Here is a 15,243-nt window from a genome sequence, read left to right on the forward strand (position 1 = left end):
CCCCCTCTTCTGCGCTTTGATCCCCTTCGCAGCAATGATCGGCGCCTGCGTAACCTGCCCCTGAGCGGCACCGCAAAAGCACAAAAGAAAAGGCCCGCCCAGATCACTCCGGGCGGGCCTTTTCTGTATCGGCTAGAAGGGAAGCGAAGGGATCAACCCTGCGCCTCTTCCTCCTGGTCGCGCGGTGCTTCGGCGGTCGCGCCGGGCTCTGCGTTCGGATCGTAATCCTCGACGAAGCCAGCCTCGTCGCGCTCGAACATCGACGACATCACGTCGACGCCCGAAGCCTGCATCTCGGCCTCTTCAGGCGAGCGGGCGACGTTGACCTTAACGGCCACCGACACCTCGGGGTGCAGCGATACCTTGACGGTGTAGACACCGATCGCCTTGATCGGCTTGTCGAGCACGATCGCCGACTTGCCGACCTTGTGACCGTCGGCCACCAGCGCATCGACCAGATCGCGAACCGCGACCGAACCGTAGAGCTGACCGGTGTTCGACGCCTGACGGATCAGGGTCACGGTCGCGTCGTTGAAGGTCTTCGCTTCGGTCTCGGCATCGCTGCGACGCGATGCGTTGTCCGATTCGATCTTCGCACGGTTCGACTCGAACACCTTGCGGTTGGCTTCGTTCGAACGAAGCGCCTTCTTGTTGGGAAGCAGGAAGTTACGTGCGTAACCGTCCTTGACCTTCACCACATCGCCGATAGCACCAAGCTTTTCGACGCGCTCAAGCAGAATGACGTCCATGGGGGCGCTCCTTACTTAACGATGTAGGGCAGCAGGCCCAGATGACGCGCACGCTTGATGGCCTGGGCCAGTTCGCGCTGCTTCTTTGCGGCCACCGAAGTGATACGCGACGGGACGATCTTGCCACGCTCGGACACGAAGCCCTGCAGCAACCGGACGTCCTTATAGTCGATCCGGGGAGCGTCTTTAGCGGAGAACGGGCAGCTCTTGCGGCGGCGGAAGAATGGACGTGCCATAATTATTCTGCTCCCTCTTCACGGTCGCGGCGCGGGCCACGATCGGGACGATCGCCACGATCCGGACGGTCGCCACGGCCACCCTCACGGTCGCCACGACGCTCGCGGTCACGATCCGACTTGCGCATCATCACGGTCGGGCCCTCTTCGAGGGTGTCGACCTTGACCGTCATGTAACGGATGATGTCTTCGTTGATCTGGGTCTGGCGCTCCAGCTCTGCGATCACGCTGCCCGGGGCATCGATCTCGAGCATGACATAGTGCGCCTTGCGGTTCTTGGCGATCTTGTACGCCAGCGAACGCAGGCCCCAGTTCTCGGTCTTTACGACCCGACCTTCGTTGTCGTTCACGATCTTGGTGGCGATTTCCGCCAGTGCGTCCACCTGCGCTTGTGCCAGATCCTGGCGCGCAAGGAACACGTGCTCGTAAAGAGCCATGTCTTGTCCTTCGTCTTGGCCGATCGCTGATACACGCCCCATGCGTGCACCCCTCCGGCTGTCGTCTAGAATGCAAACAGGGGCGAGAGACGCGAATCTCTCACCCCGGTTGCAAAGGGCCTTAGCCGATTATCCGGCAAAGGCAAGGTGTTCAGGTTTACCGGAACGCGCCGCCACGAACCTGCACCACGTTGCCGCGACCGTTGATCAGCAGCGCGTCGTTGCCCGATCGGACCCACTGGCTGCCACGCGGTGGAGCAGCAAGGCGATACGTCTTGTACGTCGTGATCACCCGGTAGTTCTGCGCCTGGCGGCGATCGAACTGCTGGCCAGCGCGCCAGTTGCGATATTGTGGCGCCCGCGTGACGGTCTTCTTGGTGACGACCGTGCGGCCGTTGTCGTTGTGGCGTACGGTAGTGACTTCGCGACGCTGCTGCGCTTCGGCAGGCGCTGCGGCGAGCAGCGGGCTGGCGACGAGCGTGACGGCAAGCGCGCTGAGGATGAACTTCTTCATGATAATCTCCCGTTTGAAACACGGCGCCGTTGCTGCGGCGTCCTCCATAATCTGGGAGCCGATTGTCGCAGGCGATTGTCGCAAGGTCGGCGAAATGGTCGCATATTGTCGCAAGGCCGCGAGGTTCGTTCAGGTTGCAACTCGACGCGCACCTTTATAGGCCCCGCGTTCAAACGAAGACCGAACACAGAGGAGAGGCCATGCGCGCGTTCATCTTCCCCGGCCAGGGGAGCCAGTCTGTCGGCATGGGCAAGGCGCTCGCCGACGCCAGTGCCACCGCCCGCGAGGTCTTCGCCGAAGTCGACGAGGCGCTCGGCCAGCACCTGTTCCGCCTGATGAGCGAAGGGCCCGCGGACGACCTGCTCCTCACCGAGAACGCGCAGCCCGCGATCATGGCGAACGCGATCGCCACCTTGCGCGTCGCCGAGAAGGAAGGCGGCATCCGCCTTGCCGACAAGGCTGACTACGTCGCCGGCCACAGCCTCGGCGAATATACCGCGCTGTGTGCCGCCGGTGCGCTCGACTTGTCCACCACCGCCCGCCTCCTGAAACTCCGCGGCCGCGCGATGCAGGCTGCTGTCCCGGTAGGCGAGGGTGCAATGGCCGCGTTGCTCGGCACCGACCTTGAAAAGGCGCAGCTGATCGCCGGCGCCGCAGTCGACGCGATCCTCGCGGAAGGCGGCCCCGAACTGATCTGCACCGTCGCCAACGACAATGATCCGTCGCAGGTCGTCATCTCCGGCCACCGCCTTGCCATCGAAAAGGCGATCGCGCTTGCCAAGGACCTCGGCGCCAAGCGTGCGGTATTGTTGCCCGTCTCCGCCCCCTTCCACTGCCCCCTGATGCAGCCCGCCGCGGAAGCGATGGAAGCCGCGCTCCTGGACGCCGACCTCCGCGCGCCTTTGGTCCCGGTTTTCGCCAACGTGGACGCAACTGCCGTCGCCGACCCCGGCGCGATCCGTCACCTGTTGGTTCAGCAGGTCACCGGCATGGTCCGCTGGCGCGAATCGGTGTTGGCAATGCATGCGGCGGGGGCCGACCACTTCGTCGAATTCGGCGGCAAGGTGCTCAGCCCGATGGTCAAGCGCATCACTCCCGACGTCGAAACGACGAGCGTCATCACGATGGACGACATCGAGGAATTGGTGAAGAAGATGTGATCCACGCGAAGGCGCAAAGGCGCGAAGATGATGGATCTTGAGGCTGCCGCTTCCGACGTCATTGATGTGTCGCTTCGCCTTCACCGGGAGCTTGGGCCCGGATTGCTTGAAAGCGTCTATGAAACAGTGTTGGCGAGTAAGCTCGTCAGTCTGGGATATGAGGTCGAGCGGCAACGCTCTGTCTCGATCGATTTTGAAGGGATGCATTTTGATGCCGCGTTCCGCATCGATCTCATCATCGGCAATCGGCTGCTCGTCGAAATCAAATCGGTCGAGCGGCTGAATGCCGCTCACGCAAAGCAATTGCTGACCTATCTGCGACTAACCAAACAGCCCTTGGGGCTTCTGATCAACTTCGAAGGCGAAACGCTGAAGGAGGGGCTCCGCCGGATCGTCAACGGCTACACCCCCTTCGCGCCATCGCGCCTTCGCGTGAACAAAATCTGATGGAGACCAAAATGTTCGACCTCACAGGCATGACCGCCCTCGTCACGGGGGCATCCGGCGGGATCGGGTCCGAGATCGCCAAGGCCCTAGCCGCCCAAGGCGCCCGCCTCGCCGTATCCGGCTCCAACGCCGACAAGCTCAAAGCCTTCCGCGCCACCCTCAAAGGCGACCACGTCGCGCTGCCCTGCAACCTCTCCGACGCCGCTGCCGTCGACGCGCTCGTCCCCCAGGCGGTGGAAAAGCTCGGCAAGCTCGACATCCTCGTCAACAACGCCGGCGTCACCCGCGACAATCTGGCGATGCGGATGAAGGACGACGAGTGGGACAGCGTCATCCGCGTTAACCTCGAAGCCGCGTTCCGCCTCATGCGCGCCGCCGCCAAGCCGATGATGAAGGCGCGCTTTGGCCGGATGATCTCGGTCACGTCGATCGTCGGCGTCACCGGCAATCCCGGCCAGGCGAACTACGCCGCGTCGAAGGCGGGGCTCATCGGCATGTCGAAGTCGATGGCGCAGGAACTCGCCAGCCGCGGCATCACCGTCAACTGCGTCGCGCCCGGCTTCATCACCTCGCCGATGACCGATGCGCTGCCGGAGGCTCAGAAGACGGCACTCACCACGAAGATTCCCGCCGGTCGCCTCGGCGAAGGGGCAGACATCGGTGCCGCCGTGGTGTACCTAGCAAGCCGCGAAGCCGGCTACGTCACGGGACAAACCGTGCACGTGAACGGCGGGATGGCGATGATCTGAACTTGCGCGCTGAACTGCCGCGTTCTAGGTGCGTTCAGGAAATACCGAAAACCCCCAGATTTGAAGAGGGAACTACCATGAGCGAGACCGCTGACCGCGTGAAGAAAATCGTCGTCGAGCATCTCGGCGTCGAAGCCGATAAGGTGACCGAGGACGCGAGCTTCATCGACGACCTGGGTGCCGACAGCCTCGACATCGTCGAACTCGTCATGGCGTTCGAGGAAGAATTCGGCGTCGAGATCCCCGATGATGCCGCCGAGAAGATTGCGACCGTCAAGGACGCCATCACCTACATCGACGAGCACAAGGCCTGATCAGGGTCTAGGGTTCAAAACTTTGGACCTGCCCTGAAGGGTGTGATTTGAGCGGCTCCCCGTCCTTGGGCAAAGAGGGCGGGGAGCCGTTTCGTTTTGAGAGCAGACGGAGTTTGAAGCCATGCGGCGTGTCGTCGTAACCGGGCTAGGCCTGGTCACCCCTTTGGGGGCGGATGTTGAAACGGCCTGGGCGAATATCCTCGCCGGCAAGTCGGGTGCGGGCCCGATCACGCGCTTCGACGCGTCCGATCAGGTGTGCCGCATCGCCTGCGAGGTGAAGCCGGCCGACCACGAGTACGGCTTCGATCCCGGCAAGCGCGTCGACCACAAGGTCCAGCGCCAGGTCGATCCGTTCATCATCTACGGCATCGACGCTGCCGGCCAGGCTCTCGAGGACGCCGGGCTGACCGAGATGACGCTCGAAGAGAGCTGGCGTGCCGGCGTCTCGATCGGCTCGGGCATTGGCGGTCTGCCGGGTATCGAGAGCGAATCGATCGTGCTGCACACCAAGGGCCCGCGCCGTGTCTCGCCGCACTTCGTCCATGGCCGGCTGATCAACCTGATCTCGGGTCAGGTCTCGATCAAATACGGCCTGCGCGGTCCGAATCACGCGGTCGTCACCGCCTGCTCGACCGGCGCGCACGCCATTGGCGATGCCGCGCGGATGATCGCGATGGACGACGCCGACGTGATGCTCGCGGGCGGCGCGGAAGGCACCGTCTGCCCGCTCGGCATCGCTGGGTTCGCGCAGGCCCGCGCGCTGTCGACCAACTTCAACGATTCGCCTGAGAAGGCCTCGCGTCCGTACGACAAGGACCGCGACGGCTTCGTGATGGGCGAGGGCGCGGGCGTGCTGGTGCTCGAGGAATACGAGCACGCCAAGGCACGTGGTGCGAAGATGTATGCCGAAGTGATCGGCTACGGTCTGTCGGGCGATGCGTATCACGTGACGGCGCCGCATCCGGAAGGCGATGGCGCGTTTCGGTCGATGCAGATGGCGATCAAGAAGTCGGGCCTCAAGCTCGAGGACATCGATTACATCAACGCGCACGGCACCTCGACGCCGCTGGGCGACGAGCTCGAACTGGGCGCAGTCCGCCGCCTGTTCGGCGATGCGATCTCGGGTCTGTCGATGTCGTCGACCAAGTCGGCGATCGGGCATCTGCTCGGCGGTGCCGGTGCGGTCGAGAGCATCTTCTGCATCCTCGCGCTGCGCGACCAGATCGTCCCGCCGACGCTGAACCTCGACAATCCGAGCGACAGCTGCGTGGGTGTCGACCTAGTCCCGCACTTGGCCAAGAAGCGTGAAGTCCGTGCGGTGCTGAACAACTCGTTCGGCTTCGGCGGCACCAACGCGTCGCTGTTGATGACGAAGGTCCAGTAATCCTGTTCCCCCGCGAAGGGTCACCCATCAAAGTAATACTTTGATGGGGCCCAAGGCGGGGGCCCAGTCTGGGTCCCGGCCTTCGCGGGGATCCAAGGAGTACCAATGCGCAAGGTCGGCTGTTTCGGACTCGTCTTAGCCCTGGCGGCAGTCGTTGCGCTGTTCCTGGTCGTCCAGGGCTGGGGCGGCGCTGGCCCCGCACCGCGCACGCTGACCGTGCAGATCGGCGAAGGCAGCACGCTGGCCGGCGCTGCCACCGAACTCGGAAAGGCCGGCGCGATCCCCTCGGCCCGACGCTTTCGCCTGTACGCCCGCGTGTTCGGCTCGGGCGACCCGATCAAGGCCGGCGAATACCGCATCGCGCCACACACCAGCCAGTCCGACATCCTCAAGCTGATGCAAGGTGGCAAGGTCGTCCAGCGCCTCGTCGTCGTCCCCGAAGGCTATCCTTCGGTCCTCGTGCACGACGCGCTGGCGAAGGCGGATGGCCTCACCGGCACCGTGCCCGTCCCGGCGGAAGGCTCGATTCTCCCCGACAGCTACGCCTTCCAGGCCGGCGACACCCGCGCATCGGTCGTCACGCGGATGCAGGCGGCGATGAAGACCTACCTCGCCACCGCCTGGGCCGCGCGCAAGCCCGGCATCGCAGTGACGACGCCCGAACAGGCGATCATCCTCGCCTCGATCGTCGAAAAGGAAACCGGCAAGCCCTCCGAACGCCGCACCGTCGCCGCGGTCTACGGCAACCGTGTTCGCAACGGCATGCCGCTTCAGGCCGATCCGACTGTGATCTACCCGATCACCAAGGGCCGCCCGCTGGGCCGCCGCATCCTGCGGTCGGAACTGCACGCGAAGAACGGCTACAACACCTATGCCGAAGCCGGCCTGCCGGTCGGCCCGATCGCCAACCCAGGCCGCGCTTCGATCGACGCGGTGCTCGACCCGGCGCAGACCCAGGCGCTCTATTTCGTAGCAGACGGCACCGGCGGCCACGTGTTTGCGAACACGCTGGCCGAACACAACGCCAACGTGAAGAAATGGTACGCGATCCGCAAAGCCCGCGGCGAAATGTAACGCGGGGCGTTCCGACTCACTCTCGTCATCCCAGCGAAAGCTGGGATATCGGGCCGCAGGGACGGACTGTGTGACACGAGATCCCAGCTTTCGCTGGGATGACGACTAGGCCCGCAAAGCGTTAGCCGCAAGAGCCTTGATCTCGATCTCGGCCATCGTTCCGCCGGTCACCCAGCTCCCCCCCACGCAGAGCACCGGCTTGAACGCCAGCCACTCGGGCGCGCTCGCCTCGGTGATGCCGCCGGTCGGGCAGAAGCTGCACTGGTAGAACGGCGCGGCCAAGGCCTTCAGCGCCTTCAATCCGCCATTCGCCTCGGCCGGGAAGAACTTGAAGTGCGTCAGCCCCAGGTCGAGCCCGGTCATGATGTCCGCCGCGTTGGCGATCCCCGGCAGGAACGGAATACCGCTCTCGATGATCGGCGTGGCGAGGCGTTCGGTCAGGCCCGGCGAGACGATGAACTCCGCGCCAGCATCGCGGACCTGCGTGAACTGCTGCGTATTGACGACGGTGCCCGCGCCGACGATCGCGCCCGGCACCTTCTTCATCTCGGCAATGGCTTCGAGCGCGGCGCCAGTGCGCAACGTCACCTCGAGTACGCGCAACCCGCCCGCGACGAGCGCCTCGGCGAGCGGACGGGCAAGCGCGGCGTCCTCGATCACCAGCACCGGAATGACGGCGCTGGTCTGCATGATGTCTGCGATAGTGACGGTCATTGCGTATGTTCCTGTGCGAAGGCGGCCGCGGCGCCGAACAGGCCGGGCTGGGGATGGGTGATGAGCTTCACGGGCATCGCTGCCATCATGCCCTGGAAGCGGCCCTTGGCGACAAAGCGCTGGTCGAAGCCCGAGCGAATCAGGCGATCCTTGATCCGGAAGCCGAGCCCGCCCGCGATCACGACCGCCTTGGCGCCCTGTGCGAGCGCCAGATCGCCCGCTACCGCGCCGAGCGCGAGGCAGAAGCGGTCGAGCGCGGCGAGCGCGATCGAATCGGTGCCGTCGATCGCCTCGGTCCAGATCGTCTTGTCGTCATGGCTGGGGACCGCGCGGCCCTCCAAGGCGGCGAGCGTCTCGTAGATCGCGACGATGCCAGGCCCGGCGACGACACGCTCGGCGGAGACGCGCGTGAACGTCTTGCGCAGCCGCTGCAATAAGGCATCCTCGATCCCGTCGAGCGGGGCGAAGTCCATGTGGCCGCCCTCGGTTTCGAGGACCTGATAGCCGTTCTTGCGTCGCAGCAACTGCGCGACGCCGAGCCCGGTGCCGGGGCCGCAGATCGTCGTGATGCCTTCGGACGGCAGCGGCGTATCGGGACCGCAGAGGTGGATGAAGTCGCTGCTCGGCACCTGCGCGACGGCATGACCGACCGCGCCGAAATCGTTGACGACCACCCACTGGTCGGCCTTCAGCCGCTCGGTGATCAGCGACTTGCGGATGATCCACGGGTTGTTGGTGAGGCGAATGACATCGTTCGCGACCGGCGACGCGACCGCGATCGCGAGCGCGCGGGGGAGGGGGCGGCCGAGCCCCGCCTCGAACGCCTGATACGCGGTCTGAAGCGACGCGTGGTCCGCGGTCTTCAGCGTCGCCGGCTCGCCGAGCGACACGACGCGGCCGTTCTCGACCTCGGCGATCGCGAAGCGGGCATGCGTTCCGCCGATATCTGCCGCTACGATTTCCATGTCATGCTTCCTCTTACACCCGTCATGCCGGGCTTGTTCCGGCATCCACGGTGCCGCAAATTCTACCGCCGATGGCTATGCGGAACGGTGGACCCCGGAACAAGTCCGGGGTGACGGGGGGTTAAAGCCCAGCGCCCGCCAGCATCGCCGACGCACCCTTCTCCGCCTCGTCCGCAAGCCCGCGGAACATCCCGAACAGCTCGCGACCCATCCCGCTCACCGGTGGCGGAACCGCGACCATTTCGCGCATTGCCCACACATCCGCATCGACCAGCGCCTCAAGAGTGCCATTTACGGCATCCACCCGGATCATGTCGCCATCACGAATCAACCCGATCGCGCCATCGAGCAGCGCCTCGGGCGAGCAATGGATCGCGCACGGCACCTTGCCGCTCGCGCCCGACATGCGGCCGTCGGTAACTAGCGCCACCTTGAACCCACGATTCTGCAACACCCCCAAAGGGGGCGTCAGCTTGTGGAGTTCCGGCATCCCGTTCGCGCGCGGCCCCTGGAAGCGGACGACGACGACGACGTCCTTCTCCAGTTCGCCGCGCTTGAATGCCTCGATCACGTCGAGCTGGTCGTCGAACACCATCGCGGGGGCCTCGACGATCCAGCGCTCGCGCTCGACCGCCGACACCTTGATGCACGCACGGCCGATATTGCCCGCGAGGATCCGCATGCCGCCATCGGGCGAGAACGGCGCGGTCGCAGGACGGAGGATCGTCTCGTCGCCGCTGTCCGGCGTATCGCGCCAGCCGAGCGTATCACCCTCGACCACCGCGGTCTTCGCATAGGCCGACAGGTCGTCGCCGCCGATCGTCATGATGTCGCCGTGCAACAGCCCTTCGCCGAGCAGCTCGCGGATCACATAGGGCATGCCCCCGGCAGCCTCGAACGCGTTCACGTCCGCCGAACCGTTGGGATACACGCGCGCGATCAGCGGGACCGCGCAGGAGAGGCGGTCGAAATCCTCCCAGTCGATGATGATCCCCGCCGCGCGAGCGATCGCCGGCACATGGAGCAGATGGTTGGTCGAGCCGCCGGTCGCGAGCAGGCCGACTGCGGCGTTCACGATCGCCTTCTCGTCGACGCAATGCCCGAGCGGTCGATACGAATCGCCCCGCGCGCCGATCTTCGCCAACCGGTGCACCGCCGCCCGCGTCAGCTCCTGGCGCAGCTTGGTACCCGGATTGACGAATGCCGCGCCCGGCATGTGGAGGCCCATGACCTCCATCATCATCTGGTTGGTGTTCGCCGTGCCGTAGAAGGTGCACGTGCCCTTCGAATGATATGCACCGATCTCCGCTTCGAGCAGCTCGTCGCGCCCGACCAGCCCCTCGGCGAACTTCTCGCGAACGGCGGCCTTGGCCTTGTTCGGCAGGCCGGTCGGCATCGGCCCGCCGGGGATCAGCACCATCGGCAGATGCCCGAAACGCAACGCGCCCATCAGCAGCCCAGGCACGATCTTGTCGCAGATGCCGAGCAACGCCGCGCCCTCGAACGTTCCGTGCGACAGCGCAATCGCCGTGCTCAGCGCGATCGTGTCGCGGCTGAACAGCGACAGCTCCATCCCCGGATAACCCTGCGTCACGCCGTCGCACATCGCCGGCACGCCGCCCGCGACCTGCGCAGTCGCCCCCGCCTCACGCGCCCAGATCTTCATCAGCTCCGGGTAGCGGTAGTAGACAGCGTGCGCCGACAGCATGTCGTTATACGCGGTGACGATGCCGATGTTCATCCCGGCATCGGCCTTCATCGCGTCGCGGTCTTCCTCGGTCCCGGCATAGGCGTGCGCGAGGTTCGCGCAGCCGAGACCGGGACGCCGGACCTGCGCCGCCGCCTCGCGCTCGATCAGCGCGAGGTAGGCGGCGCGGCTGTCACGCGAGCGCTCGATGATCCGGTCGGTCACAGCGGAAACGACGGCGTTGAGCATCGTCACGGCGCCCAGTGCACGTCGACCGGCAGCTCGACCTCGGCCAGCACGCGGCCGATCGGATAGGACGAGGAAGGCCCCTGTTCGATCGCCTGCTCGAGCACCTTCTTCTTCGCGTCGCCGGTGATCATGATCATCAGCGCCTTCGACGACGCGATCGCCGCCGCCGACAACGTCACGCGCGCGAGCGGAGCCTCAGGCGGCAGCGGATCGGGCATCACGCCGAGCGCGCGGCGTTCCTTCGGACCGCTCAGCGCCTCGTCGTAATCCGGGCCGGGGAAGATCGACGCGGTGTGCCCGTCGCCGCCCATGCCCAGCAGACAGAAGTCGAGCGGCCAGTGCAGGTCCTGCATCAGAGCATCCGCCGAACGACCGGCCGCCTTGTAGTCCGACATCGCCTCGGGAACGATCGGCTTCACGCGCGCGCCCTTGGGGAGGAAGATCTTCGCCAGCGCCGTCACGTTCGACAAGGGATCGCCGAGTTTCACGATCCGCTCGTCGCCGGGGATGATCGTGACCTTCTTCCAGTCGAGCTTCGCCTGGGCGAGCTTCTCATACGCAGCGAACGGCGTCTTGCCGCCCGCCAGCGCGATCACCGCCGAGCCGCGCGCGTCGAGTGCGCTTTCGATGACGAACTGGATATCACCCGCGACCGCGTTGGCAAGCTCGCCCGCGTCGTCATATTCCCACCATTCGATTTCGGTCATTCGATCTTTCCTTGAAAACCTTTGGGAGGGTGTTTCCTCCCCGAAAACTCAGTCGTCCTGCCAGGTCACGCCGTCGCGTTCGGTCAGCGCGATCGCGGCCGACGGACCCCAGCTCCCCGACGCATAGCTCTTGGGCTTCATCGCGTTGGCCTTCCAGCCCTCGCGGATCGCGTCGATCCAGGTCCATTGCGCCTCGACCTCGTCACGGCGCACGAACAAGGTCTGGTCGCCCTCGATCAGGTCGAGCAGCAACCGTTCATACGCAATCCGTCGGCGCGAGCCCGCGAACTCCGCATCCATGCTGAGGTTCAGGGGAACCTCGCGTAGGCGGACGCCCTCGCGGTCGAGACCCGGCTCCTTCGCCATCACCAGCAGCTGGATATATTCCTCCGGCTGGAGGCGGATGATCAGCATGTTGGGCTGGAGCAGCCCGCCACGCCCCGCGAACATCGAATGCGGCACCGCCTTGAACTGGATCGCGATCTCGCTGCGGCGCGTCGCCATGCGCTTGCCGGTGCGCAGATAGAACGGCACGCCCTGCCAGCGCCAATTATCGACATGCGCCTTGATCGCGACGAACGTCTCGGTGGTCGAAGCCTGGCCGAGTTCGTCAGAGTAGCTCTTGACGAACTTCCCCTTCACCGCGCCTTCGCCATACTGGCCGGTGACCGTGACGTGCGGGACTTCCTCGGGCTTGATCATGCGCAACGAGCGGAAAACCTTTGACTTCTCGTCGCGGACGTCGGTGCCTTCGAAGCGCGCGGGGGGCTCCATCGCGATCAGCGCGAGAAGCTGGAGCATGTGGTTGGCGACCATGTCGCGAAGCGCACCCGCGGTCTCGTAATAGCCAGCGCGCTCTTCCAGCCCGACGGTCTCCGAGATCGTGATCTGGACGTTGTCGATCCCTTGCGCATTCCACACCGGCTCGAAGAACGAGTTGCCGAAGCGCAGCGCGAGGATGTTCTGGACGGTCTCCTTGCCGAGATAATGATCGATCCGATAGGTCCGGTCTTCCGGAAAAGCCTTCGCCACCGAATCGTTGATCTCGCGGCTGGTTTCCAGATCGTAGCCGAGCGGCTTCTCGAGGCCGACACGGACCGTCTCACCAGCCAGGCCGACCTTGTGCAGTCCCTCGATCGCGGCTTCGAACAGCGACGGCGCGGTCGACAGGTAGATCGCCAGCCCGCCCGAGATATCGCCGATCTTGTCCGCCAGCGGCTGGAAGCTCGCAGGGTCCGACAAATCGGTCGGCTGGTAGAAGATCCGGTCGAGGAACGTCCCGATCGCGCTTTCGTCCTTGCGATCCTCAGGCAGGAACTCGTCGAGCGCCTTCTTCGCGAACTTGCGATAGTCCTTGTCGTCATGCTCGTGACGCGCGGCGCCGGTGATCGTCAGTTCCTCTGGCAGCAACCCGTCGGCGTGCAGGCCATAGAGCGACGGCAGCAGCATGCGCTGCGCGAGATCGCCGGTCGCGCCGAACAGGAGCAGCTTGGCTACGGGATTACGGTGCATGAAAGCTCCTGGATTTGGCGATGGACCGGGCGGGAAACGCCGGTCCTAGAAAACGAGGCCGGCTACGGGATCGACCCCGGCCATGATGTTGAGGTTCTGGACTGCGGCACCGCCGGCGCCCTTGCCCAGATTGTCGAGCGTCGCGACCAGCCGCGCATGACCGACCGCGTCGTTGCCGCAGACCCGCAGCGTCAGGCGATCGGTCCCTGCGTTCTCCTCGATATCGACCGAGCCGATATCGCCGGGGGCAACCGAGACGAGCTTCGAGCCATCGAATGCTGCGCGCAGCACGTCTTCGATCGCCGCGAGCGTGGGGCGGCCAGGCAGGGCGTGGAGGTGCAGCGGCACTTCGACGACCATGCCGCGGTAGGTGTTCGCTACGGCGGGCGCGAAGATCGGCGCATGGGTAAGGCCAGCGTGCTGCGTCATCTCGGCGATATGCTTGTGCGCGAGGCCTAGCGCGTAGGCGCGGAAGGCCGTCGCCGGCTCGCCATTCTCGAACGCCGCGATCATCGCCTTGCCACCGCCCGAGTAACCCGAGGTCGCGTTGACGCTCAGCGGGAGGTCGGCGGGGATGAGACCGGCGGTGACCAGAGGCGCGACGAGCGCGAGGAAACCAGTGGGATAGCAGCCGGGGTTCGACACGCGCATCGCGCTCGCGACCTTTTCCGCTTGGCCCGGCAGTTCGGGGAAGCCGTAGGTCCAGCCGGCAGCGACCCGGTGTGCGCTCGATGCGTCGATCACACGCGTGCGGGCATTGTCGATCAGCGTGACGGCTTCACGCGACGCTTCGTCCGGCAGGCAGAGGATGACGAAGTCGGCATCGTTGAGCGCCTCGCGCCGTGCCGCCGGATCCTTGCGACGATCCTCAGGCAGCAGCGCCAGCGTGATGTCGGTCCGCCCGGCGAGCCGTTCGCGGATCTCAAGTCCGGTGGTGCCGACAGCCCCATCGATGAAGACCGTCGTCATGCCGCGTCCGTCGTCGAAAGATCGAGCGCCGTGGCTTCGACATAGCCGACCAGTCCGCTCGGGCGCGCAACGCCCCACGCGGAAACGCCGGCAATCTCCAGCACTTCGAAACTGTCGCCGGGCTTGAGGTCGACCATCGTATCGCTCGCTTCGTCTCGTCCGCTGCGCAACAAAGCTGTGCGCGCGACGGGCCGTATCATCGGCACGGCATAGTGTGGAGCGAATACGTATTCGGCGAGGCGAATATCGGCGATATCCCGGCGAACCGCGTGCGTGCGCGGGTCGAGGTGGACTGAGCGGCCCGTCAGCGAAAAGCTAGTACGGGCTTGGTCGTCGAATGGCTCAAGCGTGAGCGGCTGCGCGACCGCCAGATCCGTTGCCAGTGCCAGCAGGGGCGGGGCCGTCGCCGATGAATTGCCCGAACTCTTCAAGAAAATCTGCCCCTTCGGTCGTGCGCGCGACGAAGATGTTGCGCTTGTCGCTATCGTCGCGTTGCCGGCGCAGATAGCCGAGGGCACCCAATCTGTTCAAGGCGCGCGTGACGACCGGCTTCGATACGTTGAGCGCACGGGCAAGGCCACGCACCGTGTGCGGCCCCGGTTTGAGATAAACGAGCAGAAGAAGCGCCATCTGACGATTGGTCAGATCGGGTTCACCCGAGCGGACGTAATCCACCAGAGCGGTCATCCAGGTCGATAAGGTATTGGCTGCCATTGATGCCACAGCGTTGATCCGCCATCTGAATTTATGTGCACGATACCCAGTCATGAGCGTCATTACGGGGTCTCAACGCCGCCCGGACGTCATGTTTCCGTAGTTTTGCGATTGCCTTGCGATATGCGGAGGCAGCGCCACGGTCGATCGCCCGGTTGATCGAAACCGCGACGTCGCCTATGTGCGCGCCTTCGCAAAAGTTCCGGGGTTTTCCGCGCAATGTTCGCCTTTCTGCTCGTCATCCACGCGATCATCGCGGCCGCCCTCGTCACGGTGATCCTCATGCAGCGCTCGGAAGGCGGCGGTCTGGGCATGGGCGGCAGTCCGTCGGGCCTGATGTCGGCGCGCGGCGCGGCCGATTTCCTGACCCGCGCGACCGGCGTCCTCGCGACGATGTTCGTGCTGTTCTCGATCCTGCTCGCGGTCCTCGCGGCGAATCACCGCACCACCACGATCGACACGTCGCTCGCCCGCACTCCGGCGGCGGCAACGGCCGTCCCGACCGCGCAGCCCAAGGGTGATGCGGCTCCGTTCGCCGGTGGCGCCGAGAACGCCGGCGTTCCCGCCGGCACGACCAAGCCGGCCGACAACGGCGCGGTCCCGCTAGCCAACTAGACACTCCATTCGCCGATAAATGGCCCCTGCGTGATCCGCGGGGCTCT

General features: G+C 65.2%; 19 protein-coding genes. 7 read left to right on the forward strand and 12 right to left on the reverse strand.

The features are described 5' to 3' along the window. Positions 1–152: 152 nt before the first annotated feature. From rplI to ASE82_RS10550, 4 genes are all read right to left on the reverse strand, one after another. A complete protein-coding gene (gene rplI, locus ASE82_RS10535) occupies positions 153–749 on the reverse strand; it encodes a 50S ribosomal protein L9 (protein ID WP_056050886.1) in 597 nt (198 codons plus the stop codon). Between the two features lie 11 nt (positions 750–760). After that, positions 761–985: a 30S ribosomal protein S18 gene (gene rpsR / locus ASE82_RS10540; protein ID WP_031393978.1), complete on the reverse strand. Its 225-nt coding sequence runs from the start codon at positions 983–985 to the stop codon at positions 761–763. A 2-nt stretch (positions 986–987) separates the two neighbouring features. Continuing rightward, entirely contained in the window at positions 988–1,422 is a 435-nt protein-coding gene (gene rpsF / locus ASE82_RS10545; protein WP_056062596.1) for a 30S ribosomal protein S6, read from the reverse strand. A 157-nt stretch (positions 1,423–1,579) separates the two neighbouring features. Then, positions 1,580–1,936, reverse strand: coding sequence for an RcnB family protein (locus tag ASE82_RS10550; protein ID WP_056062598.1), 357 nt, complete (start codon positions 1,934–1,936; stop codon positions 1,580–1,582). A 200-nt stretch (positions 1,937–2,136) separates the two neighbouring features. On the opposite strand from ASE82_RS10550, the gene fabD reads away from it, so the two are divergent. The 6 genes from fabD to mltG all read left to right on the forward strand — a co-directional run bounded on the left by fabD (position 2,137) and on the right by mltG (position 7,064). Continuing rightward, complete coding sequence (fabD, locus tag ASE82_RS10555) at positions 2,137–3,096, forward strand: ACP S-malonyltransferase (protein WP_056062602.1); 960 nt, start codon at positions 2,137–2,139, stop codon at positions 3,094–3,096. A 27-nt stretch (positions 3,097–3,123) separates the two neighbouring features. Continuing rightward, positions 3,124–3,543, forward strand: a complete 420-nt coding sequence (locus ASE82_RS10560) for a GxxExxY protein (RefSeq protein WP_056062605.1) — start codon at positions 3,124–3,126, stop codon at positions 3,541–3,543. A gap of 11 nt (positions 3,544–3,554) precedes the next feature. Further along, on the forward strand, positions 3,555–4,292 hold the full coding sequence (fabG, locus tag ASE82_RS10565; protein WP_056063380.1) for a 3-oxoacyl-[acyl-carrier-protein] reductase: 738 nt from the start codon (positions 3,555–3,557) through the stop codon (positions 4,290–4,292). A 77-nt stretch (positions 4,293–4,369) separates the two neighbouring features. Next, entirely contained in the window at positions 4,370–4,606 is a 237-nt protein-coding gene (locus ASE82_RS10570) for an acyl carrier protein (protein WP_031393971.1), read from the forward strand. A 121-nt stretch (positions 4,607–4,727) separates the two neighbouring features. Continuing rightward, positions 4,728–5,990 (forward strand): beta-ketoacyl-ACP synthase II, encoded by a 1,263-nt coding sequence (gene fabF / locus ASE82_RS10575; protein WP_056062609.1) that lies wholly within the window; start codon positions 4,728–4,730, stop codon positions 5,988–5,990. A gap of 105 nt (positions 5,991–6,095) precedes the next feature. Further along, on the forward strand, positions 6,096–7,064 hold the full coding sequence (mltG, locus tag ASE82_RS10580; protein ID WP_056062612.1) for an endolytic transglycosylase MltG: 969 nt from the start codon (positions 6,096–6,098) through the stop codon (positions 7,062–7,064). Between the two features lie 105 nt (positions 7,065–7,169). Here the strand turns inward: mltG and eda are convergent, their stop codons facing one another. From eda to ASE82_RS10620, 8 genes are all read right to left on the reverse strand, one after another. After that, the gene (eda, locus tag ASE82_RS10585) at positions 7,170–7,778 is read right to left on the reverse strand and encodes a bifunctional 4-hydroxy-2-oxoglutarate aldolase/2-dehydro-3-deoxy-phosphogluconate aldolase (protein WP_056062615.1); all 609 of its coding nucleotides are present in this window, start codon (positions 7,776–7,778) and stop codon (positions 7,170–7,172) included. Next, complete coding sequence (glk, locus tag ASE82_RS10590; RefSeq protein ID WP_056062617.1) at positions 7,775–8,743, reverse strand: glucokinase; 969 nt, start codon at positions 8,741–8,743, stop codon at positions 7,775–7,777. Before glk ends, eda begins: the two co-directional genes overlap by 4 nt. Positions 8,744–8,864: 121 nt before the next feature. Continuing rightward, the gene (edd, locus tag ASE82_RS10595; protein ID WP_056062621.1) at positions 8,865–10,679 is read right to left on the reverse strand and encodes a phosphogluconate dehydratase; all 1,815 of its coding nucleotides are present in this window, start codon (positions 10,677–10,679) and stop codon (positions 8,865–8,867) included. Positions 10,680–10,681: 2 nt separating this feature from the next. Continuing rightward, positions 10,682–11,386, reverse strand: a complete 705-nt coding sequence (pgl, locus tag ASE82_RS10600) for a 6-phosphogluconolactonase (RefSeq protein WP_056062623.1) — start codon at positions 11,384–11,386, stop codon at positions 10,682–10,684. Between the two features lie 48 nt (positions 11,387–11,434). Next, entirely contained in the window at positions 11,435–12,898 is a 1,464-nt protein-coding gene (gene zwf, locus ASE82_RS10605) for a glucose-6-phosphate dehydrogenase (protein ID WP_056062626.1), read from the reverse strand. Positions 12,899–12,943: 45 nt separating this feature from the next. Continuing rightward, a complete protein-coding gene (gene argC / locus ASE82_RS10610; protein WP_056062629.1) occupies positions 12,944–13,867 on the reverse strand; it encodes an N-acetyl-gamma-glutamyl-phosphate reductase in 924 nt (307 codons plus the stop codon). Beyond that, the gene (locus ASE82_RS10615; protein ID WP_235524658.1) at positions 13,864–14,067 is read right to left on the reverse strand and encodes a hypothetical protein; all 204 of its coding nucleotides are present in this window, start codon (positions 14,065–14,067) and stop codon (positions 13,864–13,866) included. The genes argC and ASE82_RS10615 overlap by 4 nt, the downstream gene beginning before the upstream one ends. 142 nt (positions 14,068–14,209) lie before the next feature. Further along, positions 14,210–14,554 (reverse strand): MarR family transcriptional regulator, encoded by a 345-nt coding sequence (locus ASE82_RS10620; protein WP_056063384.1) that lies wholly within the window; start codon positions 14,552–14,554, stop codon positions 14,210–14,212. A 246-nt stretch (positions 14,555–14,800) separates the two neighbouring features. On the opposite strand from ASE82_RS10620, the gene secG reads away from it, so the two are divergent. Further along, positions 14,801–15,196: a preprotein translocase subunit SecG gene (secG, locus tag ASE82_RS10625; protein WP_056050855.1), complete on the forward strand. Its 396-nt coding sequence runs from the start codon at positions 14,801–14,803 to the stop codon at positions 15,194–15,196. Positions 15,197–15,243: the final 47 nt, after the last annotated feature.

Origin of the sequence: Sphingomonas sp. Leaf230 (genome assembly GCF_001421745.1) — a bacterium.
Classification (GTDB): Bacteria; Pseudomonadota; Alphaproteobacteria; order Sphingomonadales; family Sphingomonadaceae; genus Sphingomonas.